This window comes from Exiguobacterium sp. MH3 (assembly GCF_000496635.1).
Classification (GTDB): domain Bacteria; phylum Bacillota; class Bacilli; order Exiguobacteriales; family Exiguobacteriaceae; genus Exiguobacterium_A; species Exiguobacterium_A indicum.
Genome location: NC_022794.1, coordinates 240172 through 267145 on the forward strand (window position 1 = coordinate 240172; position 26974 = coordinate 267145).

At 48.4% G+C, this 26974-nt stretch carries 25 protein-coding genes; 18 read left to right on the forward strand and 7 right to left on the reverse strand.

Translation table 11 applies throughout. From position 1 onward, the window contains the following. Together U719_RS01335 and U719_RS01340 are read right to left on the reverse strand one after the other, a co-directional pair. Positions 1-1629 carry an acetolactate synthase large subunit gene (locus U719_RS01335; protein ID WP_023466814.1) on the reverse strand — a complete coding sequence of 543 codons (1629 nt, stop codon included), beginning with the start codon at positions 1627-1629 and terminating at the stop codon, positions 1-3. Continuing rightward, positions 1626-3062: an NAD-dependent succinate-semialdehyde dehydrogenase gene (locus U719_RS01340; protein ID WP_023466816.1), complete on the reverse strand. Its 1437-nt coding sequence runs from the start codon at positions 3060-3062 to the stop codon at positions 1626-1628. Before U719_RS01340 ends, U719_RS01335 begins: the two co-directional genes overlap by 4 nt. 391 nt (positions 3063-3453) lie before the next feature. On the opposite strand from U719_RS01340, the gene U719_RS01345 reads away from it, so the two are divergent. The 11 genes from U719_RS01345 (at position 3454) to U719_RS01395 (ending at position 16469) form a co-directional block, all read left to right on the forward strand. Beyond that, positions 3454-5112, forward strand: a complete 1659-nt coding sequence (locus U719_RS01345; RefSeq protein ID WP_035399261.1) for an alpha-glucosidase — start codon at positions 3454-3456, stop codon at positions 5110-5112. Positions 5113-5613: 501 nt separating this feature from the next. Beyond that, positions 5614-6036 (forward strand): DUF1934 domain-containing protein, encoded by a 423-nt coding sequence (locus tag U719_RS01350; protein WP_235147615.1) that lies wholly within the window; start codon positions 5614-5616, stop codon positions 6034-6036. After that, complete coding sequence (locus U719_RS01355) at positions 6026-6445, forward strand: hypothetical protein (RefSeq protein WP_023466820.1); 420 nt, start codon at positions 6026-6028, stop codon at positions 6443-6445. The genes U719_RS01350 and U719_RS01355 overlap by 11 nt, the downstream gene beginning before the upstream one ends. Before the next feature lie 55 nt (positions 6446-6500). Then, positions 6501-6938, forward strand: a complete 438-nt coding sequence (locus U719_RS01360) for an NUDIX domain-containing protein (RefSeq protein WP_023466821.1) — start codon at positions 6501-6503, stop codon at positions 6936-6938. 104 nt (positions 6939-7042) lie between these two features. Further along, on the forward strand, positions 7043-8377 hold the full coding sequence (locus tag U719_RS01365; RefSeq protein ID WP_023466822.1) for an alkaline phosphatase: 1335 nt from the start codon (positions 7043-7045) through the stop codon (positions 8375-8377). Between the two features lie 177 nt (positions 8378-8554). Further along, positions 8555-10690: a (Fe-S)-binding protein gene (locus U719_RS01370; protein WP_023466823.1), complete on the forward strand. Its 2136-nt coding sequence runs from the start codon at positions 8555-8557 to the stop codon at positions 10688-10690. 156 nt (positions 10691-10846) lie between these two features. Further along, positions 10847-11215 (forward strand): MerR family transcriptional regulator, encoded by a 369-nt coding sequence (locus tag U719_RS17060; RefSeq protein WP_035399153.1) that lies wholly within the window; start codon positions 10847-10849, stop codon positions 11213-11215. A 36-nt stretch (positions 11216-11251) separates the two neighbouring features. Then, positions 11252-12568 carry a hemolysin family protein gene (locus tag U719_RS01380; RefSeq protein WP_023466825.1) on the forward strand — a complete coding sequence of 439 codons (1317 nt, stop codon included), beginning with the start codon at positions 11252-11254 and terminating at the stop codon, positions 12566-12568. A 178-nt stretch (positions 12569-12746) separates the two neighbouring features. Continuing rightward, positions 12747-14423: a LytS/YhcK type 5TM receptor domain-containing protein gene (locus U719_RS01385; protein ID WP_023466826.1), complete on the forward strand. Its 1677-nt coding sequence runs from the start codon at positions 12747-12749 to the stop codon at positions 14421-14423. A gap of 89 nt (positions 14424-14512) precedes the next feature. Next, positions 14513-15544, forward strand: coding sequence for an aldose epimerase family protein (locus U719_RS01390; RefSeq protein ID WP_023466827.1), 1032 nt, complete (start codon positions 14513-14515; stop codon positions 15542-15544). A 70-nt stretch (positions 15545-15614) separates the two neighbouring features. Further along, complete coding sequence (locus U719_RS01395; protein WP_023466828.1) at positions 15615-16469, forward strand: DegV family protein; 855 nt, start codon at positions 15615-15617, stop codon at positions 16467-16469. A 54-nt stretch (positions 16470-16523) separates the two neighbouring features. Here U719_RS01395 and crcB (U719_RS01400) read toward each other — a convergent pair whose 3' ends face one another. Together crcB (U719_RS01400) and crcB (U719_RS01405) are read right to left on the reverse strand one after the other, a co-directional pair. Further along, entirely contained in the window at positions 16524-16874 is a 351-nt protein-coding gene (crcB, locus tag U719_RS01400) for a fluoride efflux transporter CrcB (protein WP_023466829.1), read from the reverse strand. Beyond that, positions 16875-17273, reverse strand: a complete 399-nt coding sequence (gene crcB, locus U719_RS01405; RefSeq protein WP_023466830.1) for a fluoride efflux transporter CrcB — start codon at positions 17271-17273, stop codon at positions 16875-16877. A 152-nt stretch (positions 17274-17425) separates the two neighbouring features. Between crcB (U719_RS01405) and U719_RS01410 the strand changes: the two genes are divergently transcribed. From U719_RS01410 to U719_RS01420, 3 genes are all read left to right on the forward strand, one after another. Beyond that, positions 17426-18895 carry a methyl-accepting chemotaxis protein gene (locus U719_RS01410; RefSeq protein ID WP_023466831.1) on the forward strand — a complete coding sequence of 490 codons (1470 nt, stop codon included), beginning with the start codon at positions 17426-17428 and terminating at the stop codon, positions 18893-18895. A gap of 112 nt (positions 18896-19007) precedes the next feature. Then, the gene (locus U719_RS01415) at positions 19008-19943 is read left to right on the forward strand and encodes an NADP-dependent oxidoreductase (RefSeq protein ID WP_023466832.1); all 936 of its coding nucleotides are present in this window, start codon (positions 19008-19010) and stop codon (positions 19941-19943) included. Between the two features lie 168 nt (positions 19944-20111). Continuing rightward, a complete protein-coding gene (locus U719_RS01420; protein WP_023466833.1) occupies positions 20112-20696 on the forward strand; it encodes a DUF4352 domain-containing protein in 585 nt (194 codons plus the stop codon). 260 nt (positions 20697-20956) lie between these two features. Here the strand turns inward: U719_RS01420 and U719_RS01425 are convergent, their stop codons facing one another. Further along, positions 20957-21739 carry a nucleotidyltransferase domain-containing protein gene (locus U719_RS01425; protein ID WP_023466834.1) on the reverse strand — a complete coding sequence of 261 codons (783 nt, stop codon included), beginning with the start codon at positions 21737-21739 and terminating at the stop codon, positions 20957-20959. A 103-nt stretch (positions 21740-21842) separates the two neighbouring features. Next, on the reverse strand, positions 21843-22193 hold the full coding sequence (locus U719_RS01430; protein ID WP_023466835.1) for a helix-turn-helix domain-containing protein: 351 nt from the start codon (positions 22191-22193) through the stop codon (positions 21843-21845). A 121-nt stretch (positions 22194-22314) separates the two neighbouring features. On the opposite strand from U719_RS01430, the gene U719_RS01435 reads away from it, so the two are divergent. Beyond that, the gene (locus U719_RS01435; RefSeq protein ID WP_023466836.1) at positions 22315-23163 is read left to right on the forward strand and encodes a VOC family protein; all 849 of its coding nucleotides are present in this window, start codon (positions 22315-22317) and stop codon (positions 23161-23163) included. A gap of 48 nt (positions 23164-23211) precedes the next feature. Here U719_RS01435 and U719_RS16375 read toward each other — a convergent pair whose 3' ends face one another. Next, positions 23212-23997, reverse strand: a complete 786-nt coding sequence (locus U719_RS16375; protein WP_023466838.1) for an NUDIX domain-containing protein — start codon at positions 23995-23997, stop codon at positions 23212-23214. Between the two features lie 281 nt (positions 23998-24278). Here U719_RS16375 and U719_RS01445 point away from each other — a divergent pair, with 281 nt between their 5' ends. The 3 genes from U719_RS01445 to U719_RS01455 all read left to right on the forward strand — a co-directional run bounded on the left by U719_RS01445 (position 24279) and on the right by U719_RS01455 (position 26973). Continuing rightward, positions 24279-24851, forward strand: a complete 573-nt coding sequence (locus tag U719_RS01445; protein ID WP_231681698.1) for a DedA family protein — start codon at positions 24279-24281, stop codon at positions 24849-24851. 276 nt (positions 24852-25127) lie between these two features. Continuing rightward, the gene (locus U719_RS01450) at positions 25128-26495 is read left to right on the forward strand and encodes a PepSY domain-containing protein (RefSeq protein ID WP_023466841.1); all 1368 of its coding nucleotides are present in this window, start codon (positions 25128-25130) and stop codon (positions 26493-26495) included. After that, on the forward strand, positions 26488-26973 hold the full coding sequence (locus U719_RS01455; protein ID WP_023466843.1) for a FixH family protein: 486 nt from the start codon (positions 26488-26490) through the stop codon (positions 26971-26973). The genes U719_RS01450 and U719_RS01455 overlap by 8 nt, the downstream gene beginning before the upstream one ends. Position 26974: the final 1 nt, after the last annotated feature.

Sequence of the window (26974 nt, forward strand, 5' to 3'; positions counted from 1 at the left end):
TCATCCTCCATACGTCCGGAGACGTTCACTTAACTTTAGATTTTCCCGGTAATCGACCGGACAGTCAATCAAAACGGGTCCATCACTTGCAAATGCTTGGTCAAGACAATGTGCGAGGGAGCCGTGTTCACCGACACGGAGACCGAGTGCGCCGAAAGCATGAGCCAGTTGAACGAGGTCTGGATTGTCAAACGTGATGTAAGACGAACGCCCAAACGCTTGTTGTTGTTTCCATTCAATCAGTCCATAGGTTCCGTCACGCCAAATCAATACGACGAGCGGAAGCTTCAGACGAACAGCGGTCTCGAGATCTTGTCCATTCATCAAAAAGGCACCATCTCCAGCGGCACAGACGATTCGCCGGTCCGGATATAACAGCTTGGCTGCGAGCGCACTCGATAAACCATAGCCCATCGAAGCAAATCCGTTGGAAATGAATAACTGATCCGGACGTGTCGTTTGATAATGGCGTGCGAGCCAGACTTTGTGTGCACCAACGTCCGAGAAGACCATGCCATCCTCCCCGACGGTTCGTTCGAGTTCACGAACGATACTTTGAGGATGTAAAGGCAAGGCAAGCGAGTACGTTTCTTGAATCTCGTCGCGTAATTTATCGCGATCTTGTTGCCAGTCGTTCCACGCTCGCTCGGGCAGTAAAGGAGTCAATGCAGTCAGCATATCGACGAGTGGTCCGACTACGTTCGCGACGACCGGATAATAGGCATCGATTTCGTGAGGATTCGTATCCAAATGGACGATCGGTGTCTTTTTCGGGTTCCATTTTTGCGGAGGTAACTCCGTAATATCGTAGCCCACCGTAATGATGAGGTCACTCGCATCGAGAATCCGCTGGTTGTAATCGACGTCTGGTAAACCGATCGTGTGTGCAGCAAGCGGATGGTGTGAAGAAATCGCTCCTTTTCCCATCATCGTCTCGACGACGGGAGCTTGGAGCTTTTCGACGAATGCTCGAAACGCATCGAGTGCTTGCTGCCGATGGATGCCAAATCCAGCAATGATGACCGGACGTTTTGCGCGCTCAATCAGACGTAAGGCATCGGGATCATCAATCGTCAGGGAATGGAGATGTGTTGGCGTGCTATCTTGTTGCAAGGGTGTCGCTGCTTGATCACGTTCTTGTGTTGCGATGTCTTCTGGAAAAGAGATATGGGTTGCCCCTGGTTTTTCACTTTTTGCTGTCGCGAAGGCACGTCGCACGATTTCCGGAATGACCTCCGCCGACAGAACGGATGTACTAGACTTCGTGACCGGACGATAGAGGTCTACGAGGTCAAATATTTGATGCGATGCTTTGTGTTGCCGTGCTGTCGCTCCTTGACCTGTGATCGCGACGACAGGGGAATGATCCATCGTCGCACTTGCAATACCGGTCATCATATTGGTCGCACCGGGACCAAGTGTCGATAGGCAGACACCCGGTCGTCCACTCAGGCGACCGAACATCGCTGCCATGAACGCAGCATTCGTTTCGTGACGCGTCGTGATGAACGTGATCGACGAACGACTGAGTGATTCGAGTAATGTGATGTTTTCCTCACCGGGAACACCAAAGATATGCGTGACGCCCTCTGCCTCTAAACATTGGACGAACCAATCCGCCGCGTTCACGCTAGTCCACCGATTGAAATGTACTTCGTCTCGAGATAGGCTTCGAGTCCTTCACTACCACCTTCGCGTCCGAGACCGGATTGTTTCATTCCACCAAATGGTGCTTGCGCAGCAGAAGGAACACCATCATTCCAGCCGACGATTCCGTAATCAAGCCCTTCGATCGCGCGAATCGCACGGGCGTAATCCTTCGTAAAGACATACGAAGCGAGACCGAATGGTGTCTGGTTGGCGTAACGAACCGCTTCCTCATCAGAACTGACACGCTGGACGGGAGCAACAGGTCCGAACGTCTCCTCGTTCATGATCAGCATGCCGGGTTTTACGTCCGCGAGAACGGTTGCTTCATAATAATAGACATCGTTCTCCTCATCCGTCGTTCCTGTTCCGCCCGTGACGACTCGTGCACCAGCGGATGTCGCATCATCAACATGTTTTTTGACTTTATCGTAACCCGCTTTATTGATCATCGGTCCAATCTTCGTCTCAGCATCAAGACCATTTCCGGTCTTCAGCTTCGCTGTCTCTTGCCCGAGTTTTTCAACGAACGCATCATAGATCGAGTCGGATACGTAAATCCGGTTTCCGCAGACGCACGTTTGACCGCCATTACGGAATTTCGACTTAATCGTCTCAGCGACAGCTAAATCGAGATCACAGTCATCAAAGACGAGAATCGGTGCATGTCCGCCAAGTTCAAGCGACATCGCTTTGATCGTCTCTGCTCCTTGAGCCATCAGCGTCCGTCCAACTTCGGTTGAACCAGTGAAAGTGATCTTATCGACATGTGGATGTGTCGCGAGTGATTCACCAAGCGCTTTCCCGCTACCTGTAACGGCATTGACGACGCCTTCTGGAATCCCGACTTCTTGACAGAGTTCAAGAAGACGAAGCGCGGTAAGCGGAGTCGCTGTTGGTGGTTTGATGACGAACGTACATCCGGCGACGAGTGCCGGAGCAAGCTTTCGGGTAATCATGGCAGCCGGGAAATTCCATGGTGTGATCGCAGCAACGACACCGACCGGCTGTTTGATGACTTGAAGTCGTTTGCTCGCATCATGCGTTGGAATGACACGCCCATAAGCGCGTTTTCCTTCCTCTGCAAACCATTTGACGAAGTTTGCGGCATACTGCACTTCACCTTCTGACTCAGCGAGCGGTTTCCCCATTTCAAGCGTCATCAGGCGAGCCAGTTCATCTTTTTTCTCAATCATCTTCGCATATAACTTCTCGAGAAGTTCGGCACGTTCGTAGACTGTCCGCTTCGACCAGTCAGGAAATGCCTTCCGTGCTGCTTCTACTGCGTCGTTGACGTCTGATTTTGTTCCGTTTGGTACACTACCGACGACTTCTCCAGTTGCTGGATTCGTAACATCCGTCCGTTCTCGTCCGTGATCTAGCCATTGCCCACCAATAAAGAATTGTCCCTTCATCCTGAAAATCCCCCTTTTTTACATGCATTGGTAAGGGTATACCCGAACGAAGAAAAAAAGATTCACTTTCGGAAGGAAAGGTTATGCAAAAGGGTAGAAATCGACCGATAAACAGTGTAGGATAATTCAGTAAATGTAATGTAAAACGATCTGAAATATTCAGTGTGAACGAAGAGTGACAACCGTTGATGTGAAATGGTGGAATCACCCCCGAAACATTGACTTTAAAAGTGGATTTGATAAGATGAAGGTAGAGGAATTGCGCAATCGGTTGCGCTATGTGTATAGAAGTTCAATAACTGATGAAAACAACACCCCAAAGACTGACCTACGAGAGGATTCACGACACATGACACAAATGATACCGCGCCCTGAAACGGCCCAACAAACAATTACACGAGCTTGGTGGAAAGAAGCAGTTGCTTACCAAATCTATCCACGCAGCTTTTACGATGCAAACAACGATGGAATCGGCGATATTCCGGGTATCATCGCAAAATTGGATTATTTGAAGGATCTTGGCGTCGACGTTCTTTGGATTTGCCCGATGTTCAAGTCACCGAACGACGATAACGGATATGACATTAGTGATTATGAAGACATCATGGATGAGTTCGGTACGATGACGGACTTCGATCTCTTGATGGAAGAAGCGCATAAGCGCGACATCAAGGTCTTGCTTGATCTCGTCGTTAACCACACATCGGATGAACACCCGTGGTTCCTTGAATCACGTTCGTCAAAAGATAATGAGAAACGCGATTGGTACATCTGGAAAGATGCGGTCAATGGTGGAGAACCGAACAACTGGGAAAGTATTTTCGGTGGATCAGCATGGGAATATGACGAAAAGACTGAGCAGTACTTCCTGCACGTCTTCTCTCGTCGTCAACCAGACTTGAACTGGCAAAACCGCGACATGCGTCAAGCCGTCTATACGATGATCAACTGGTGGCTCGATAAAGGTATCGACGGTTTCCGAATCGATGCGATCAGTCACATCAACAAGGATCAATCATTCGCTGATCTCCCGAATCCGCTCGGTATGCCGTATGTCCCTTCATTCGATATGCACATGAACGTCGAAGGCATCCATGCGTATCTCGAAGAGTTGAAGGATGAGACGTTCTCGAAATACGATATCATGACAGTCGGAGAAGCAAACGGCGTCACACCGGAAGAAGCGGATCTCTGGGTCGGAGAAGAGAACGGTAAGATGAACATGGTCTTCCAGTTCGAGCACATGGATCTCTGGCGTGCAGATGCAGAAAAAGGCGTCGACGTCGTCAAACTGAAACAAGTGCTGACGAAATGGCAAAAAGGACTTGAAGCAACAGGTTGGAATGCGTTATACCTCGAAAACCACGATAAGGTTCGTTCGGTCTCCCTTTGGGGTGACGAGGAACAGTACTGGAAAGAGAGCGCGAAGTCGCTTGCGATGATGTATTTCTTCATGCAAGGCACACCGTTCATCTACCAAGGACAAGAGATCGGGATGACGAACGTTCAATTCCCGGACATCTCGGATTATGATGATGTTGCGACAAAAAACATGTACGAGATGCAACTCGCTTCCGGGAAGACACATGAGGAAATCATGGAAGTCATCTGGAACTCGTCTCGTGATAACTCACGCACACCAATGCAATGGACGAATGAGCAAAACGGTGGCTTCTCAAATCAATCTCCATGGTTCGGTGTCAACCCGAACTACGCGGACATCAACGTCGCGTCGCAAGAACAAGATGAAGATTCGATCTTGAACTTCTACAAACGAATGATCCAAATCCGTAAGATGGAAGAGACGTTGATCTACGGCGCGTATGATCTCATCTTACCGGAAGATACGAAAGTCTACGCGTATACACGGACGTTTGGTGACGAACAATTCTTGATCGTTACGAACTTAAAAGGTGAAACAGCAGAAATCGATACGGACATCATCTTGCACTCGGACAATATGTTGCTTGGCAACTATCCGACGATGCACCATGAAGGAACAGAACTGGAACTTCGTCCATTCGAAGCTCGTCTGTACCGTGTGCGCTAATATGTTTTGAACGGATTCGAAGTACATCGAATCCGTTTGAGACTGAAGATAAGTGCAATTGTTCTCTAACGAGAAGGATTGCGCTTTTTTTGTTCGTCTCGCATCGTTTTCCTGGGACAAGCATCGCGCCGCTTCGCTTCGCTGCAGGGTCGCTCTTGCTTGTTTTTCCCTAGGAAGCGATGTCGAGTGAACAAAACGCTTCTCTGATTGTTCTTTCGATGTAAAAAAATGACACGTTACACGCCACTCCTACAGGAAAAAGCGCAATTTTGCGCTGTCAGAGACAAACAAGACCCGTTTTCCTGCTCGAATGGAGCGGGAAAACTGGCTTGTGTCTCGCCTGAGGAAAGGGCGTGAAAAGGTGCGTCATTTTTTGAGTCAGTCCATTTGTCTACAATCTGGAATGGATTCGAAGTACATCGAATCCGTTTTTTTCTTGCATGTAAGCAGAAGGTGCATCAGACGAAAAAATCGTGTACGCTAAACGATGAGGTGATAGAAGTGAAACCAGTAAAGTACCCGGTGTCATTACGACAAGTGACGACGATCGAAGATGGTCCGATGCGTGAATCGGTCGAACTTGAGGCGGACGGCACATTGTTCGAAACAAAAGACGGTTTTGCCGTGAAGTTCGTTCAGCCGGATGAACAACCGATCGATACGACGATCAAATGGTCAAAAGACCAGATCGCTTTGAATCGCAAAGGTCCTGTTGCGATGCATCACGTCTTCATTTTAGGAGAGACGACCAAAAGCCAATATGGCAGTCAATTCGGTCAGATGTTGATGGAAACGGACACGAAGACGATTGAGATGAAACGGCAGCAGATGCAGTTTCGCTATACATTAAAGATGAATGGACAAGCAGTCGGTACGTATATGATTGATTTAACTTGGGAACGGAGTGAGACGAATGGCATTTGAACAAACAGTACGTCAAATGGAGCAGATGTTGGAAGAGGAATGGTTTGAATGGCTCGAGAACGATGAGCCGCGTTACAACGAATGGCGCGATCAACTCGAAGGACTCGCAGAGCAGGTCATCACGGAATATAATCCGAAGGTCGATCCAGAAGCGATTGATACACTGCTTTTAATTAACGAAGAACTACCTGTCTTATACGGTGAAGATACCGTCATGCTGTATACAGCACTCTTGAAAGCACGTCAGGAAGACGATCAAGTATACGAGCGTTACTTGACGATTCTTGGTGCGTTCGCGGACGAACAGCATCCAGCAATCCGAGAAGTCGAAAAGTTAGTCGCGAAAAAGGACTATAAAAATGCCTTCGCACGTGCAGTTCGTCTGCCACAGTCGCTCGGTCTAGAATAAACAATCAGTGGACCATCTTGTTTTAGGCAAGCTGGTCTTTTTAGGAGGAAGCACCATGTATCCACTTTATCGAATCATCGTCGCGATCATCCGCAAGGGCGATCAACTGCTCATCGTCCATAATCAATCGGGTCAGGAGAAACGCTGGAGCTTACCCGGTGGACAGATTGAATCTGGAGAGACCCTCGAGCAAGCACTGCGTCGCGAGGTGGAAGAAGAAACCGGCTTGACGGTCACATCGTCGTCGTTTGCCTTCTTAACGGAGAACTTCATGCCGACCTATCAAGCGCACAGCCTCGTGACTTATTTTGATTGCGAAGTGAGTGGTGTACTTGATCCAAATGATCCCGATGAAGAAATCATTGAGACGAAGTGGATCAACCAAACAGAGTTAGCGGAGTACATCACGAGTGAAGACGTCCGTCTTCCATTATCGGCATATTTAGAAGAACAGCACAAAGGCTATTACATGTTTGAAGAGATGAAGTGGTAACTCGGCTGTTATCGTTTCTTTACATTCCTTAAAGCCGTCTCCATCGTTCATTTACATTCGCTCGGTATGATGAAACCATCATCGTGAACAGGGAGGAAACACAAATGAACAGGAAATGGATGGCGACAAGTATTCTCGGAACAGTGCTTATGACGGGAGTTGCGGGCTATACATATGAATCGGCTCAACCGGTCGAGGCAAAACAAAACACGAAACAAGCGAAGGTTAAAAATGTCATCTTCATGATCCCGGACGGTTATTCGGCTGCCTATGCAACGAATTATCGCTGGTATCAAGGAGGCGAGGAGACGGAACTCGACGGTCACTTAAAAGGAATGATGCGGACGTATTCGGCAAACACGAAAGTGACCGATTCAGCTGCTGCCGGAACGGCGATGGCAACAGGAACAAAAACAAACAACGGAACAATCGGTATGGATCCAAGTGGAAAAGAAGTGGCGTCTATTCTTGATCGGGCGGATCAAGCGGGCAAAGCAACAGGACTTGTCTCGACATCAGCTATCACCCATGCGACACCAGCTGTTTTTGCATCACACGTCGCAACGCGCGCGAACGAAGCGGACATCGCGAAGCAATACATGGATGAAATGAAAGTCGACGTCTTACTTGGTGGCGGTCAGAAGTTCTTTTTTGATCAGAAAAATGGTGGCGTTCAAGAGGCTGGTAATCTAGTGAAGAAAGCAGAACGAGCAGGATACCAGTATGCGGATTCACTCGAAAGTCTAAATGAGACGGACGGTCGTAAAGTTCTTGGATTGTTTGCAGAAGAAGGAATGGCACCAGAACTGGACCGGGAAAACACGAATCAACCGAGTCTTGCGACGATGACATCGAAAGCCCTGCAAACATTGAAGAAAGATCGCGATGGCTTCTTCTTGATGGTAGAAGGAAGTCAGATTGACTGGGCGGGTCACGCGCATGATGCTGCTTGGGCGATGAAGGATGCAGAAGCGTTCCACCAGGCTGTCGAAAAAGTGCTTCGTTTTGCTGCAAAAGATAAACATACTTTAGTCGTCGTTGCCGGTGACCATGATACAGGTGGTATGTCAGTCGGTGGATACGATGAGTACGTAGCGAAACCGGAAGTCTTGAAAAACGTCAAGGCGACGGGAGATGAGATGGTTCGTCAGTTCAACGACGACTTATCGAACATCGCAACTGTCGTCAAACGAGAAACGACGTTTGATTTGACGGCTGAAGAAATTCAGACGTTGCAAAAAGTGGATGCGAAGAAACGCGTCATGACATTGAATGAGATGATCAGTAAACGAGCGTATGTCGGCTGGACGACTGCCGTGCATACAGGTGTTGACGTTCCGCTCTACGCGTACGGTCCACAAAGCGAACAGTTCAGTGGATTGCATGAAAATACGGACATCCCTGGTCTGATGGCCAATGCGATGAAATTAAAAAAATGATGTATTGGACGTGATTAAATCAAGCGGTGGATGGTCCACTGCTTGATTTTTTTGAGTACTTTATCTGCTTGTGTGACACAGTAAAAACTAAATGAAAAAAATGAATGAATAGCCATTCATTATATGCTATACTCATTTCAACACAACTGCTTTAGGGGGAAAGGGGTTTGTTCGAACATGAATACGTTTTTACTCATCAACTGGATTGCCTTCCTACTCGTCATCGGCTATGCGGGCTATCTGTTCACGTCACTCGTCAAAAGTCGTTATGCCGCCATTAAACGGGGGAAAAAGGCGGAATGGACACTGACGAACAAAGAACGAATAGACGCAGTCTTAGTCAACGTCTTCGGTCAAAAGAAATTATTAAAGGATAAGAAAAGTGGCGCCATCCACGTCATGATGTTCTATGGCTTCTTACTCGTTCAATTCGGAGCGATTGATTTTATCTGGAAAGGACTCGCAGTCGGTCAGCGTTTCCCGCACGTCCCACTCGGTCCGCTCTATCCGATTTTTACATTCTTCCAAGAAATCGTCATGCTCGTCATCTTGATTGCCGTCGTTTGGGGATTTTATCGCCGGTACGTCGAAAAACTCGTCCGTTTGAAACGAAACTTCATGGCAGGTCTTGCGTTGATCTTCATCGGTGGTTTGATGGTCGCCGTCCTGTTCGGGAACGGATTCTTCCTTGTTTATGAGAATCATTCGACGCTCGGTGAACCGGTTGCTTCAAGCATCGCGTTCTTATTCAGTTGGGTGCCGGAGTCAATTGCGTTCGGATTATTCGTTTTCTTCTGGTGGGCACACTTATTGTTCTTACTTAGCTTCATGGTTTACATCCCGCAAGGTAAACATGCGCACTTGATTGCCGGTACAGCAAACGTTTGGCTCGGTCGAACGTCGAAAGTCGGGCGTTTGGCACCGATCGATCTATCGGTCATGGAAGAGGCGGAAGACGACGAAGCGGAATTCAGCTTCGGGGTCAACCGAATCGAAGATTTCAATCAGAAACAGCTCGTTGATCTATATGCCTGCGTCGAGTGTGGACGCTGTACGAATATGTGCCCAGCAAGCGGAACGGGGAAGATGCTGTCGCCGATGGATTTGATCGTTAAATTACGAGACCATCTCAACATGAAAACGGCAGCGATCACACAGCGCTCGCCATGGGCACCTGCCTTTGCGTTCGAAGGATCGCAAGGCAATCAGATCGCTTCACTGGCAGCAGCCGGACAGATGGATATTGTTCCCGATTCATTGATTGGGAATGTCATTACGGAAGAAGAGATCTGGGCGTGTACGACATGCCGGAACTGTGAAGATCAGTGTCCAGTCATGAACGAACATGTCGATAAGATCATCGACCTCCGTCGTCACCTCGTCATGATGGAAGGCAAGATGGATCCGGAGATGCAACGGACGATGGCGAACATCGAACGTCAAGGTAATCCGTGGGGGATGAACCGGAAAGAACGCGAAAACTGGCGGAAAAACCGTGATGAACTCGTCGTTCCGACAGCAAAGGAGAAGAAAAAAGCGGGCGAAGACTTCGAGTACCTGTTCTGGGTTGGTGCGATGGGATCGTACGATAACCGAAGTCAAAAAATCGCGATGGCGTTTGCACGTATTCTTAACGAGGCCAATATCTCGTTTGCGATTCTCGGAAACGATGAGAAAAACTCGGGCGATACACCACGTCGAATCGGGAACGAAGTCTTGTTCCAAGAACTCGCAGAAGCAAACATCAAATCATTTGAGAAATACGGCGTCAAAAAGATTGTCACGATTGATCCGCATGCCTACAATACATTTAAAAACGAGTATCCCGACTTCGGACTGAGTCCGGACGTTGAAGTGTATCACCATACGGAATTGCTCGCACGACTGATTGACGAGAAACGGATTACACCGCTCCATGAAGTCAAGGAGCGTGTCGTTTATCACGATTCGTGTTATCTCGGTCGTTACAATGATATTTACGACGCACCACGTTATATTCTCGAGAAGATTCCAGGAATCACGCTCGTCGAGACGGAACGCAATCGGGAAAAAGGGATGTGTTGCGGTGCTGGCGGCGGGATGATGTGGCAAGAAGAAAAAGTCGGCGCACGCGTCAACGTCGCACGGACGGAACAATTGTTGACGGTCCAACCGTCTGTCATTGGGTCAGCATGTCCGTACTGTCTGACGATGCTCAGTGACGGCACGAAGGCGAAGGAAGTCGACGAGGCGGTTGCTACGTACGATGTCGTTGAATTACTGGAACGCTCGATCGTCGGTGTACCAGTCGAAGAACCTGTAGCAACCGTATGAAAAAGTGGGATGAAACGATTATTCTCGTGCGAACGGGAGTAGTCGTTTTTTTTCTCTTAAAAAGCGCGACGTTTTACTGTATGGTTTTGACATGATAAGATAAAAGAACTAGCTATAGAAAGGAGGTGAGAATCTTTTGGGAAGGCGTTACTTCGAATCGGTCAGGTCGCGGAGACCACCGGCTTATCAAAACGAACGATCGATTACTACACATCACTCGGTCTGTTAACACCAGAGCGTACCGCTTCTGGCTACCGTCTGTATGACGAATCGGTCATTCATCAAATCGAAAAGATTGAATATTTGAAGTCTCAACGGCTTTCCCTGCAAGAGATTCTTGCTTCTTTTACGGAACGGGAACAAAAAACAGGGGAGACGATTTATCAGGAAGTGAAACAACTTCAGGCGACGGTTGAAGGACTCGAGCAGCGTTTGTTACATTCGACGGACGTCGAAAAACAAGCGATCCGCTTAGAACTGTCCCGGCGTCTAACATTGATTGCTTCCTTGATTGCACAGCTTTAATACAAAACAATGGAGGTGACCCCTGTTTAGGGGATTTTGGATACTATATTATTCATCAATTTATTTTTAGTGGTCTTGTTGATTGCGTTGACGGCGTTTTTCGTCGGATCGGAATTTGCTGTCGTTAAGGTTCGGATGTCGCGTTTGGATCAAATGATTCAAGAAGGGAACAAAAGTGCCGTCCTTGCGAAAAAAATCGCGGGCGATCTTGATTACTACTTGTCTGCCTGTCAGCTTGGGATCACGGTCACGGCACTTGGTCTTGGGGCACTTGGTGAACCAACTGTTGAAAAGATTTTGCACCCTGTCTTCGATGACTTCGGGATCTCTGCTGCTGTTTCGACACTCTTGTCGTTTGGTATCGCATTCGTATCCGTCACGTTCTTACACGTCGTCATCGGTGAACTCGCTCCGAAGACGCTTGCGATTCAGTATGCAGAACGCATGACATTGTTGTTCGCCCGTCCACTTTATGTGTTCGGTAAAATCATGTACCCATTCATTTGGTTACTCAACGGTTCAGCGCGCTTATTCCTCGGTCTGTTCGGTGTCAAACCAGCAGGGCATGAACAAGCCCACTCGGAAGATGAATTGAAAATCATCATGGCGCAAAGTTTCCAAAGTGGTGAAATCAACCAAACAGAACTTGCCCTCATGCAAAACGTCTTTGCGTTTGATGAGCACATCGTCAAAGACTTGATGGTGCCGCGGATGCGGATGGAGACGATCTCGGAACGTTTGACAAAGGATGAACTGATGGAAATCTTCATGGATAATCCATACACGCGTTACCCGGTCACAGAAGAAAACGATAAGGACCGGATTCTCGGATACGTCAACGTCAAGGAAGTCTTGACGGATTATGCGAACGGCAATGAGCATCCGGTGACGCATTACATCAAGGATTTACCGGTTGTTTCGGAAGTGACGTCGCTTCAAGAGACACTTCGCAAGATGAAACGGACCCGGACCCATCTCGTTCTCGTCGTCGATGAATACGGTGGAACGGCAGGTCTCGTCTCGATGGAAGACTTACTCGAAGAAATCGTCGGTGAAATCCGTGATGAATTCGACGCAGATGAAGTCGAGGAAATTGAACAGGTCAAATCGGACGAGTTCCTACTCGACGGTACAGTCTTGCTCGCTGACTTGGAAGAACGTTTCAACATTCGCTTTACGAATGTCGAAGATGTCGATACGATCGGTGGCTGGATTCAGATGCACAACATCGATCTTCAGCCAGGTGAGCATATCGATACACCAGACTTCTCTGTCGAGGTGATGGAGATGGAGAACTATCAAATCAACCGCGTCAAGATTTGGTTGCATCCAGCTGAACAAGCAGAAGCATAAGATGGTCGGTTCCTCATGGAGGAGCCGGCTTTTTTATATCACATCAGTCAAAAAATCAAGAATAGACGGATTGTGCGAACTTTGGGTAGTCGTGATAGGAAAATGCAGAGAGGAGCGGGAATGTAATCTACAGCTACTTTATTGTTCAATCGCGTCCTATGAAACGAGGAGGTATTCCGTGCTCGAGCAGATTCCATTCTTACTGAGTCGTTTAGGTATGTTAGCACTGTTAGCCTATTTATTGTCCCAGTGGCGCATTTCCCGATACATATTCAAGATGGACCGCGGAATGAATCTTCCACTGCTCTTCGCATTCGTGTCATCCGGTATTTTGATGAACTACGCAGGAATTGAACTTTCGCAAGATACGACGATTGATCCGTTACTCGGATTAGCCGTCGAAAAAGATGCCTTGTTGCTTGATACCCGACTCGCTGTCATCGTGACGAGCGGATTGATTGGTGGACCCGTGATCGGCGGCATCACGGGATGTTTGGTTGGTCTACACCGCTACGTACTCGGTTCGTTAGGGGCAGAAGCCGGTTGGATCATCGCCATGCTCGCTGGACTTGCGAGCGGCTGGTATCGAAAACGCTGGCGTTTGCATGATGGTTATGCAATTGTTCCGCCCATCGGTATCGTCTTGACAGCATTGCTGTTTGAAAGTGGAATCACGCTATTACTTGCACCGGATACGGCAAAAGCACTTGATTTGATGAGTCGTGCCGCTTTTCCGTTACTGTTCGCAAACATATGTGGGGTCGTACTGTTCATCATGATCTTACGGACACAACTTCGACTCGAAGGAGCACTCTTCGTCCGGCAAACCGAGCGATCCGATCGTCTATTGCAAGCATTACAACCCTTACGAAAGCAGGGATTGACTTCGGAAGTCGCGCGACAGATCGGAGCGACGTTATTGAAGGAGACAAAGATGCAACGGATCGTCGTGCTCGGGGCGACAGAGGTCGTCATCGATATGACGGACCAGCAACCAGCAGTCTGTGGCGAGCAACCGAGACGCGAGGAGCAACGATGGATCGAAGCAGAAGAACCCGTCCGACAGGAAGACGAGCAGACGGGACAAATTCTCAGTTTTCATCCGATGCGCATTAACGGTCAAAAAGCAGGGGTCATCTGTTACTTTTCGAAAGACTTATTTGACGACACCGTCGAGCGGATGACGGAACAACTCGTCCGTTTATTAGCACGAGAGTTGCATATGTACCGAGAAGATCAGTTGCTCCGGTTAAGCGGAAGAAAGATGAAACCGATGTTACACGTCAGCTATCTGAAAGGCATCATCGAAGAAATCCAGCGGACAGCTGATCCGGGAACTCCCGTGAAACATCAATTGAATGCACTGCTTCAACTGTTGACGACAGCGACGCGGCATGATGAACATCCACTACGCGAGGAACTGGCGACCCTGAAAGCCTATTTATCACTAGAAGGAACACGACGTCGCCCGAATCAACTGACCTCCGCCGATATCACGGTCGATCTTGATATCGAGACCGCTGTTGAAGAATACTTCGTTTTCCCGTTCCTTGTGACACAGCTCGTCGATAATGCACTGCGTCATGCGTTCGTAAAGGCAGGGCGCCATCACCGGATTGATGTCCGTGCCTTCAAGGCGACGACAGACTGGGTCATCGAAGTCACGGATAACGGACAAGGGATGCCGCTTGCCGTGATGCAACAACTGGATCAACAGGAGGCGGGGGATTCGAATCTGTTCCTGATTCGACGCGCATTAGACGTGACATACGGTCCGACTGCAACATTACACGTCCACTCGATCATCCATCAAGGGACTCGGATCGAAGTGCGATTACCACTTCCGTCTCTGTAACAACAATGGTCTTTTGCCATTGTTGTTTTTTTGTCTCGTTCCGAGGGTAAATACGAAAACAGGAAAACGTATCGTACAGGAGGAAGCAAATGATGATTACGACAACAGAAGTAGGGCAACTAGGAGATCAGTCCTTGTTACGATTCACGTTACAGAATGTGCATGGGCATAGTATCGATATCTTGAACCGAGGCGCAAAAATTCTTGCCATCCGGGTTCCGGATCAACATGGAATGGTCGAAAATGTCGTACTCGCGTTTGACGACCTATCAGAATACCAAGATGATCCGCATCACTTAGGCGCCACGATCGGACGCGTCGGCGGACGAATTGCGAATGGTGCGTTTGCGTTGGAAGGAATGACGTATGTACTCGAACAAAATGAGGGTGAACATCACCTCCATGGAGGAAGCGAAAATTGGGCGAACCGAATGTTCACGCACGAAATCAACGACGACAAACTTGTTCTACGTTTAGATAGTCCGAGTGGGGAGAACGGCTATCCGGGGCACTTGTCGTTCACGCTGACGTTCGAATGGACGGACGAGAACGTCCTGCATATCCATTATGAAGCGGAGACGACAGCTTCGACACCATTCAGTCCGACGAATCATACGTACTTTAACTTGACGGGTGAGGCGAAGACGACGATTGAACAGCATCTGTTACGAATGGATGCACCTTTTTATGTTCCGTTGACGAAAGATGCGGTACCGACCGGTGATATTCTCCCGGTGACAGACACCGTCTTTGATTTTCTCGATACCCGTCCCCTGCATGAAGTGACACATGCATCAGATGAACAACTCCGCCAAGCAGGTAGTGGGGTTGATCATCCCTTCCTGCTTAGAGAGGGTGGAGAAATCGTTCTCGATGAGCCAATCAGTGGGCGGCGATTGCGCGTCGTGACGGATCAACCGGGAGTCGTCGTCTACACTGCTAATCATTTGTCGGGCGAGTTTACGATTTGTGGAAGACGCGCAACCCCATACCTCGGAATCTGTTTTGAGACACAAGGATTACCGGATGCGATCAACCAACCGAATTTTCCTTCCGTCGTCTTGCATGCCGATGAGCACTATCATAAGCGTACATCGTTTCATTTTCAGATGATGTCATGACGTTTCTTGCGATTTCCACTTCTGTATATGGTAGGATAAAGCGAGAAGAATCTAACGGAGGCTAAGGAAAATGACTAAAATAGCATGGGTGACCGATAGTATGGCCTATTTCAAGAAGGAAGAGGCAGAAGCGATCGGCGTCAATGTCGTACCGATTCAAATCTTACTCGGTGATACGGCGTACCAAGAGAATGCGATCACGGTCGAGCGTTTGTTCCGTGCGCTAGATGCGGACAAAAAGCTGATTGCCAAAACATCACAACCAATCTTTGGGGAGTTCGTTGGAACATATGAACGTCTGAAAGAAGAAGGTTATGACTGTGCCATTGCAGTGCACTGTACGAACGGGCTCTCAAGTACCGTCCAAAGTTCAGCATCAGCAGCGGAAGCAGCCAGCTTCCCGGTTCATATCATCGACTCTCATACAGCGTTTGAGAACCAACAAGAGTTCATTCGTTACGGGATGGAGCTCGCGGCACAGGGGAAATCCGTCGAGGAAATCGTCGCAGCCTTACAAGCGTTGACGAAAAAGACCCATTTCTATATGATCGTCGGTAATATGGAGACGATGCGCCGGGGTGGACGTGTCTCATCTGGTGACTTGTTCCTTGCGAACCTACTCAGCATCAAACCGATCATCACGACGGATGAAGCAGGAAAAATCGTACCATTCAAAAAAGCACGTTCTTTAAAGAAAGCTTACATCGAAATGGTTAAACAAATCGATGAATCGATGCGTCAGCACACGTTCTACAAGAACCGGATTTATGTCGCGACGACGATGGCACCGGAAATGGCAGCGGAACTGCGGCAACAAGTCGCAGCGAAGTTCCCAGATTTGACGATTCTCGAAGGCACGTTCGGACCAGCAATCGGGACGCATGCCGGAGCAGAGACGGTCGGTCTATTCTGGATGAATGATTAAACTGAAACGGATACGACAAGAGGCGACGGATTTTTCCGTCGCCTCTTGTTTCGTTCAAGCTGTAAGTGTAATTCCAAGGAACGCTGCAAGAATTCCGAAACCGTAGCTCGAGATGAGGTAGAGGGTAAGTACTTTACGATTTCCGTCCTGAAATAACTGCAACGTCTCGATTTTGAACGTCGAGAACGTTGTAAATGATCCAAGGAAACCGGTACCTAAGAGTAACGTCCATGTCGTATCGAGATGCGCACCGATGACGAGACCAAGCAAAAACGAACCGATTACGTTAATCAGGAACGTCGCTAGTGGAAATTCACGTTTCCAAACCGTCTTCATCCATTGACTGACGGCAAACCGACTGATGGCGCCGCAAAAAGCACCGATGGCGAGAGCAAGTAGCATCATTCACTCACGTCCTTTCGTCACGTGACGCAGTCGTCGTGTTCCGAGCGCGTAACCGACATAAGACAGGAACAAACCGCCAAATAGGCTGACGAGTACGTAGAGGAACGCGTCCGCTAAATGATGTTCATTAAGTAAGGTCACCGTCTCAACGCTGAATGTCGAAAACGTCGTAAAGGAGCCGATGAAACCCGTGCCGATGGCTGTGATCGCATATTGATGTAAGAGTTTCGTTCGAAATAAAAAGTGTGTCGCATAGCCGAGAAGAAAACTCCCGATCAAGTTGATCGCAAGCGTCGCCCACGGAAACGGACCAGTCGTGAAGTCGCTAATCAGCAGTCCGAGCCCATACCGTGCCGAGGCACCGAGAACACCTGCGAGACCTACGAGTACATACAGCATAGAAATCCTCTTTTCTGAAAAGTCTACGTTAACCGTACTCCCGCTTTCAAGAAAGCGTCAAGAAAAAAAGTCACTCGAGAGACTTAACGAATGAATTCTTTCTGCCGATGAACAACTGTATGACTTTAATAAGGTGAAGGAGTTTGAACAAGATGGTATCTGCCCTCGAGCAACAAAGTACAAAGATTTTGTCCCGCCTGATTGCAACGTTAATTACGATTGCGCATCCATTGATTTTCTTATTTGCGCAAATGAATTACGTCCCAATCAGTGTGTTTTATCAGTTTTTAGTCGGTGGTTTGATCTTGACGGTCGCGTTGCTTGTGGGCAACCGCCTACTTGGACATCGTCCGAGCGGGAAGTACGTCCAAGTGACGTTAACGTATTTCGTACTCGCTCTCGTTTTGGTGACATTGCCGTCGCCAAGCATTTGGACGATCGTCTATCTCTACTTGACGATTTCAATCGTCTATTTAATTCCGCGTTTGGTCATTCTCGCCGGAATCCTTGGACTCATTGAGATGGCAGTATTCACAATGCTAGGAACGATTGTCTTTATGAATACATTCGATTTGATCGTCGCCTATGTCATTTATTTGATGATTTTCTCGGCGGCTGTTTTTGTCGCCGTCTTTGGACGGAACGTCATGTTAGCCGTCCGCCAAGAACAAGAACGGTCGGAAGCCTACGCGGCGACGTCGCAAATTGCCCTCGAGCAAACGGCAGCAACCGCAACGGAAGTAACGACGTTCACGGAAGAGATGAGTGAAACAGTTGATGCGGCAAAGGATTCCTTCAGTCAGGTTGATCTGGCGATGCAACAGCTAGCACATGATGCAGCGGGAAGCGTCCAAGCGATTCGTGAAATTCGTCAATTGAATGATCAGCAAGTCAATCGGATGGAGGATGTGACCGTTTCGGTCAATCACGCACTCGAGCGCAGTTCGTCCTCGCGAACGACAGCCGAAAAGAGCAGACAGACGATTGGTCTTGCCGGACAATCCCTGCAACAATTGACGACGAGCATGGATGATTCGGTCACGTCGTTCGGACAGCTTGCTGGACGTTTCCAGGAAATCGTCGCCATCACGTCGAGCATCAATGCGATTGCGGCGCAAACGAACCTGCTTAGTCTTAACGCATCGATCGAAGCAGCTCGTGCCGGCGAGTTCGGAAAAGGCTTTACGGTCGTTGCGCAAGAAATTCGTAATCTATCAGCACAGACGGCAGAAGCGTCGAAGGAAATCAATGCGATCATCGAACGTGTTGATCAGGACGTCACGCAGACAGGGAACTCGATTCATGCGAGTACGACATTGTTACGTGAGCAGGAAGAGCGTATGGCCGAGAGTCAGTTAGCGCTACAGACGATCGAGACGGATACAACGGAAGTTGTTGGATCAATCCAGTCGGCGCAGACTCAGTTCGCGACGATGACGAGTAGTCTTACTGCTATCACGACAGCAGCCGGTCAACTTGATACGTTCATGAATGCGTTGCTCGCACAAAGTGAGTCACTATCCGGCTTGACTCGTCATCAAGTCGGTCAGGTCATGGAGCTGCAGCATGCGATCCATGCCTTGAACGAAACGGCATCCACTCTTCAGCAAACGAATCGTTAACGAAACAGCTCCTCATCGATTGATGGGGAGCTGTTGTGTATCTTCAGACTGTTTGTCGGTAGGACGGACGGGGAAGAAGATAGGGAACGAATATTGAAGGAGGAGTCAACGGATGAAGGCAGCTTACATTGAACAGTATGGTGGATCGGAACAATTCAAGGTCGGAGAACTGGACAAGCCGGTCATCGGACCGGATGATGTTTTAATCGAAGTCTATGCCGCGAGTGTAAACCCGGTCGATTGGAAACTACGCGAAGGATACTTGCGTCAGATGTTGAGCTACGAAATGCCGCTCGTCATCGGTTGGGACGTTGCCGGTGTGATTCAGGAAGTAGGAGAAAACGTCTCCGATCTTCAAGTCGGGGACGCTGTTTTCAGCCGTCCGGAAATCGCTCGCCAAGGAACATATGCCGAGTACGTCGCGGTCGATGCCCATCTCGTCGTCAAAAAACCAGAATCGCTCAGCTTCGCAGAAGCAGCGTCTCTTCCACTCGTCTCACATACAGCGTGGCAGGTCATGTTCGAAGTGATGGATGCGAAGCCAGGTGACCGGATCTTTATTGGTGCCGGATCAGGCGGCGTCGGAACGGTCGCGATTCAACTCGCAAAAGCGAACGGTTTGTACGTCATCACGTCAACAAGTACGAAAAACGTTGACTGGGTAAAAGCGCTTGGAGCCGACGAAGTCATTGACTACAAACAGGAAAATCCGGCCGATCGTGTTCGCGACGTCGATTTTGTATTTGATACGATGGGTGGCGACAAGCAAGGGGAACTGTATCAGATGCTGAAGCCGAACGGCATGCTCGTCTCGATTTCCACACCACCGGATGAAGAGCAAGCGAAAGAGCATAATGCGCGATCTGCATATGTCTTCATGCAACCGACGGGTGAGCGTTTACAGCATATCGCTAAAGCTGTCGAACGTGGCGAGCTACAACCTGTCGTTGACCGGATCTTTGATCTGGATCAAATCAAGGAAGCACATGATTATGGCGAAGAAGGGCACGCAAAAGGAAAAATCGTCATTCGGGTCAAGGGAGAATAAGAAGAGGAGGACGCTGAAATCAGCGTTCTCTTTTATTTTTTGTCAATCTTTTTATCGAACCATAAACAAAAAATAACCTGGTTAAAAAAGTATAAAGGATAAGGGGTTGCTTCTTCCTATACTAGGGCTATCAGACGTGAGTCAGCCACATTAAAAGGAGGAAGTAACATGAAAAAAGGATTGAAGTGGGCAGGAATTATCGTGATTGGCGCAGTTATTCTCGGGAATCTAGGAGATGACGAAGAACAAGCAGCACCGGAGAAAAAAGTAGAAGTCGAACAAGAAGCAGTCAAATCAGAAGCAAAACCAGTGAAGGCAAAAGCAGTTGCAAAACCGGTCAAGAAAACGTACGGGGTGAATGATCAGGTAAAGGTCGGGAAACTGACGTACGTCGTCAACGACGTCAAGATGGTCGATACGTTGTCGAACGTTCTCGGAGAAAAGAAAACATCAGGACAATTCTTAGTCATCGGTCTGACGATTCTAAACGGAGATAAGGAAGAGCGATTCGTCGACAGCAACATGTTTAAAGTCAATGTCGGCGATACGGAATACTCAGCCGATACGGAACTCGATCTTTATGCGAATGAAGACGGGATGGGCTTCTTCTTAGAGACGATCAACCCGAATATCGAGAAAACCGGCAACATCGTCTTTGAATTACCGAAACAGGTGAAAAATCCGATGCTTGAAGTCTCGTCTGGCTTTGGCTGGGCAGGTGGACAATCAAAAGAGATTCAATTGACACAGTAATGAGTGACCATAGAAGAGACTCAATATAAGAATGACGCGTCTTTTCACGCCCTTTCCTCAGGCGAGACACAAGCTAGTTTTCCTGCTTCATTTAAGCAGGAAAGCGGGTCTTGTTTGTCTCTGACAGCGCATAAATGCGCTTGTTCCTGTAGGAGTGGCGTGTGACGCGTCATTCTTTTTGTTACGAGATAAGGGTGGCAGATCATCATTCTGATACTCTTATCTTTGTGGAAACTGACTTTTGAGTCAGCCCGTTCTTGTTACCATCCTGATTGTTGGATCGAGAGTTCAGGCGTTAATCGATCGAGTAAAGCGAGCGTCTCTGGATGAGAGGCGAGCGTCTGGTCGAGCGTGTTCCGTTCAGTCTCTAGACATGCTAGATAACGTTGAGCCGCTTCAGCATGCGTTGCGGGTGTCAGGACGTCGTAGATTGCTTCAAGAGCAAGGCGTGGATGGTCTGGCAATGTTGTCGGAATCGTCTTTAATCCGAGTTGCGCTCGTTCAGGAGCATGATGATGGAGTAATACTTTTGCGAACTTGATCAAGGCACTACGGAGCATCTCGACTGCCCATAAGTCATTTCCCCGTGCTGCTGCTTTTTTATATTGGAACAAGAACCAGACTGCGTCGATCGCTTCATCGGTCGCTTCCTGAGCAGAAAGCGTTAAGTCGCAAGTATTCGTAAAGTCCGTCAACTGTTCTTGTGGATCATACAAGACACGTAATTGATCCTTATGGTTCAGTGAATCAAGCGTCACCGTAAACAAATCGATATGTAGCAGATCATCATAGACGACGATCATTTGTGGGGCGATGATATCAATCTCATCTTTCCAGATGATTGAACGATAAGCAGAAAGGTGGGACAAACGACGCGATAAGAATGTTGTTTGACGTTCTTCTGAGACGAGACAGTATAGATCGATGTCTGAATGAACATCTTCTTCTCCCCGTCCAAAAGATCCTTTCAAGAAGATAGCTTCGACTGCAGGATCTTGTTTGAGTCGAGCAACCAGTTGCTCGATCGCATGAAGTTGATGCATGAGGACTCATTCCTTTCTAAAAACAGAAGTCTATTAAGTCAGTATACGGGAAAATAGACAGGTTTTTCCATGGAAAATGAGAAATCACATCGAAATGGATTTCTCATTGGGAAGCAGAAGCGAGTTTTTCTTTATGTTCGAGATGAAGGACGTGTTGTTCACCCCATGCATTGATCGCGTCAAGAACTGGAATGAGCGTCCGACCATAATCCGTCAGAGAGTACTCGACACGGGGTGGGACTTCTTGATAAATCTCGCGATGGACGATATCGTTCAGTTCGAGCTCACGCAGTTGAGCCGTCAGCATCTTTTGCGTAATGTTCGGCAATTGTCGTTTCAATTCACTGAAGCGGAGCGTTCCGTGTGTAATCAAGACGAGTAAAATCGACGGCTTCCATTTTCCGGTCAAGATTTCGAGTGCTGTCTCGACCCGACAGCTTGGTGTCTCTTCCATCGGTCTTCCTCCTTCATGGTATCGTTTAGGATACTATACCACTTATTCGTGCCTACTTCCGCTTCGATCGCTTCCGCGTAATAATAGGGATACGAGCTATTTCATTGAAGGAGGAAACACCATGTCCATTCATCCACAAATCACACTCGGTCCTGTTCGCTTGCGTATCACGGACCTCGACCGTTCGATTTCATTTTATACAACGTCACTCGGATTACGCGTGCTAACGCAAACGGATCAGTTGACGGTGCTCGGCGCACAAGATACACCACTCGTTGAACTTGAAGTTCATCCGAATGCCCGCCGTTTTCCACCGAACTCGGTCGCCGGATTATATCATTTTGCGATTTTGCTACCGAACCGAAAAGAACTTGGTTTCGTCATCCGGAATTTAATTGCACAAGGGATCGAGATTGGTCAAGGCGACCATCTTGTCAGTGAAGCCTTTTATCTATCGGATCCAGACGGGAACGGAATCGAGATCTATGCCGATCGTCCACGTGAGACATGGACGTATGAAGCTAATGGTGATGTCAAGATGACGACGGATCCCGTCGATTGGCAAAGTATGCTCGTCGAAGCTGGAGAAGAAGACTGGTATGGCATGCCGAGCGATACGGTCATGGGACATGTCCATTTCCACGTCAAGACACTCGAAGCAGCACGGTCATTTTATGTCGAGACGCTCGGCTTTGAAGTTGCCGCTGACGCTTCGCGGATGCGTGCATTGTTCGTTGCTGCCGGTGGCTATCACCATCACATCGGTCTGAACGTCTGGTCTGGTGTCAACGCACCGACGAATCCGGAAGATGCGGTCGGACTCGTCTACTGGACACTACGTTATCCGGATCAAGCGACGCTCCAAGCAGCGATCGAGGCGTTGAAGTCTTCCGCTTATACCGTTACCGATCAAGCAGGCGATTTCTATGTCACCGATGATGCCGGAATTACCGCTCGATTGACAACGTAACCGAAAAAAATCCCCTTACAGTGAAAACACTGTAAGGGGATTTTTGGTTTACCGTGAAGACGACGTTGCGTTACCGTCGTACCGACTGATCAGTTCATACGGTCTGACTTTATATAAGGCATGCGGGAAGTAATGGGGATCCATCGCATCAAGCGTCCGCAACTGGAAGTGTTCCCGTTTGATATACTCACTCAGCGAGTCACGTGTCAGTGGGAAGAAGCCGACATCCGTCGTTTCGCCTTCTTGTGTCGCGAGTTCACCACCAACGGCTTTCCCACGGAAGCAGACACACAGGACGTGACTTGAGACATTTTGATAGATACCGGTGATGCCATCGATTGTGACATCAACACCGGTTTCTTCTTTGACTTCCCGTTTAATGGCGTCAAGAATCGACTCGTGATTTTCGACTTGTCCACCCGGCATCTCATACGTATCACCCCGGTGGAGGTTGCGGACGAGCAGGACTTCACCGGCATCGTTCGTGATGTACGCGGTCACGCTGACGATCGCGCGAGGGGGAGCATACGTACCGGTCGCTGTCATGAAATCTTCATAGGATTTGATATAGAGGTTTTTGCCGAGACGCGCGCGCTTCTTCATCGCTTCGCGACGTAAAGCACTGTTGCGGACATCACGATCGACTTGTTCGTAATGTTCACGGTCGCGATATTCCCAAATGGCGATGACTTCATCTTCTGCCTCGGTCACCCAGCGACCAACAAGACGGGCACCATGGCTGACTTGGAGCGGGTACAAATAGGTATGGAAAAACTCAGTGAATTCTTCTAGGCGTTCGGGACGAATCGTATAGGTCTTCCGGCGATGTAACATGGAAATTCCTCCTATCAGATGAGCGTTCAGATGTACGTTGTACCCCTTCTCGAACGGACGGATGAAACCCTTTTTCTCGATGTGGGAAAAGGATTTTTTATTGAACGGTTGCGTATACATGTCTTACGGTCTACGTGACTTTAAATCATCGATGATGATCTCTTTTGATCGGAAAAGTATAACTAAAGAAGAACTTAAGAAATGGATAGGGCTCAACTTCAGAAAAATCGGGGATACTGAAAGTAGAGAGAAACAGAAAGAAGGGATACGTGATGGATATCATGGCACTCGTCCGCCTGGCTGGCGGAATCATGTTCACCCCATTGTCGGACGATGTCTTGATGATGAGTTTTGCAGCACTTCGATTACGAGAGGGGATGTACCCGGTCGTCATCTGGTTGACCGCATGGCCGGTCTTCTTCATCGCCTTTACGTGGTTTTATCTACTTGCTCGGTTCTTCCGTGAGATTCCGCTCGTCAAACGGTGGATGAAGTCACGTTTCTTAGAACGAGCAGAAACGATCATCGAACGGCGCGGGTTATGGGCGATCGGACTATCGTTCTTCTTACCCGGCGTCAGACATCCGATTCATTATGTCGCTGGACTCCTCGGTTATCCGTTACCGCGTTATTTAGTGATGACATTCTTAGCAGCAGGCGTTTATACAGGACTCTGGACTTTTTTGATCGTTCGGATCGGAGAAGCTGTGACGTGGTCAGAGCTGTGGAACTGGCTTCAGGTGAATCCCGGAATCATCAGTGCGATCGTAGTCATCTTAATCGGTCTAGTAATAACAGGTATCGTATATCATCGGCGTCAAAAGGAATCAGTCGAGGAAAGTTCTTCAATATAAAAACATCACACGAGCAAGCGAATCCAGATCAGGATTCGCTTTTTTAGATGAAGTTTGGTTTTATAAATAAGGATAGTTTTTTGAAATAAGAAGTAATCTACAAGAAAAGTGAAATCATTGTCAAAAAAAGACGTTTTTCACTTCTTAAAAGCTACGTGATTTACACACCGTATTGGCAATTTATCGTCACAAGCAAGTGGCTGAAATTGGATTGTAAACGCTTATACTAGGAGGTGTTCACAGAGTGGACATATTTATTGCCAGAGGAGGATACATATGAATCTCATGCAGACGGAAGAGACGGTCAAAAAAGCACCGACTTCTTCTGCTTACCGGACGATTTGGCGGTGGCATTTTTATGCTGGTATCATTTTTGCACCGTTCCTAGTCATGCTTGCTGTGACAGGATCCATTTATCTTTTTAAGCCACAAATCGAAAACGTCCTGTATCAATCGTATTATGAAGTTACACCACAAGCAGATCGCATCACTGCGACGGAACAGATTGATCGCGTCAAAGCGAAGTATCCCGATGCACTTGTCACGTCGTACCGACCGGGTGAATCCGACGATCGATCCAGTGAAGTGAAGGTCTCGTCACCAGACATGTCGGCGACGGTCTTCGTCAATCCGTATTCCGGTAAGATCATCGGAACATTATCAGACGATGACCGGATCATGAATAAAATCGAAGAGGTCCACGGGGAACTGATGGCGGGAACGACTGGCGACCGGATCGTTGAACTCGTCGCCTGTTGGGCAATCGTCTTGATCGTGACGGGACTGTTCCTATGGTTCCCGCGTAAGCAAAAGGGACTGTCAGGTGTCTTGTTCCCACGTCTTCGTCAAGGCAAGAAGTTATTCCGTCGTGATCTCCACGCTGTTCCAGCATTCTGGATCACAGCAGGGATGCTGTTCCTGATCTTGACTGGCTTACCGTGGTCCGGTTTCTGGGGAACGAACTTCCAGTCCCTTGTCACGAACCAAGGGCTTGGTTATCCACCGTCCATCTGGGGTGGGGAGGCACCGACGTCAACACTTCAAACGAAGGATATCGCGGAAGTCCCGTGGGCTGCCGAAACACTTGATGTCCCGCAATCAAAAGTCGAAGGTGCTGTTCCAGCTTCGATCGATGACATCGTTGCAATCGGCAAACAACAAGGGATGGATCCAAGCTTTAAGATCAGTATTCCAAGTGACCCGAGCGGTGTCTATACGCTGTCTGCATATCCAGCGAAAGCACAGAATGAAGCGACGATCCATCTCGATCAATATTCCGGTGCCGTGCTCGCTGATTATCGTTATGACAACTATGGTGTCGTCGGAAAGATCGTCGCGACCGGGATCACACTCCACAAGGGAACGGAATTCGGCTGGTTCAATCAGTTAATTAGTCTGTTGATTTGTCTCGGAATCATTCTCGTGGCAGTCAGTGGTTTCTATCTCTGGCTGAAGCGAAAACCAAGTAAAGGGATGGGGGCGCCGAAAGGACCGAAAGCATTCATGTTGAAAGGATTCCTCGCTGTGCTTGTCGTGCTGGGAATCGTCTTCCCGCTCGTCGGTCTATCGTTGCTCGTCGTCTGGCTGGTCGATTTCCTCGTCATCCGTCGTATTCCGAGTGTAAGGAGGTTCTTCAATGCGTAAATCGATACAAACACTCATGCTCGGCGGACTGCTCGTCACGACGACGAGTCTTGCTGGCTGTGCGGTCGATTCCGATGCAGCAGAACAGTATGCCGTAGCTAAGCCGTTATCGATCAAAATGAATATCCCAAAGGACTTACAACCGGATGCCAAGAAAAAGCAGACGTTTGAAGCAACAGTCTGGCGTGAAGCCAAACCGGTTCAAAAAGTCGATTATGTACATTTCGAAATCTGGAAAGCGGATGGAACAGTACGCTATAGTATGGAACCGGCAGAGGAGACAAAGCCAGGTGTCTATACGATTGCGAAGGCACTACCGAAATCCGGCTTGTATTATGTCAAAGCGCATGCAAGCAGTGAAGGTGCGATGATCATGCCAACACGGCAGTTCATCGTCGGTGAGTTATCGAAAGAAGATTTAAAAATCTTACAAGGTGGAGCAAAACCAGCTGGCGGAAGTAGCGGTCACCATCATTGAA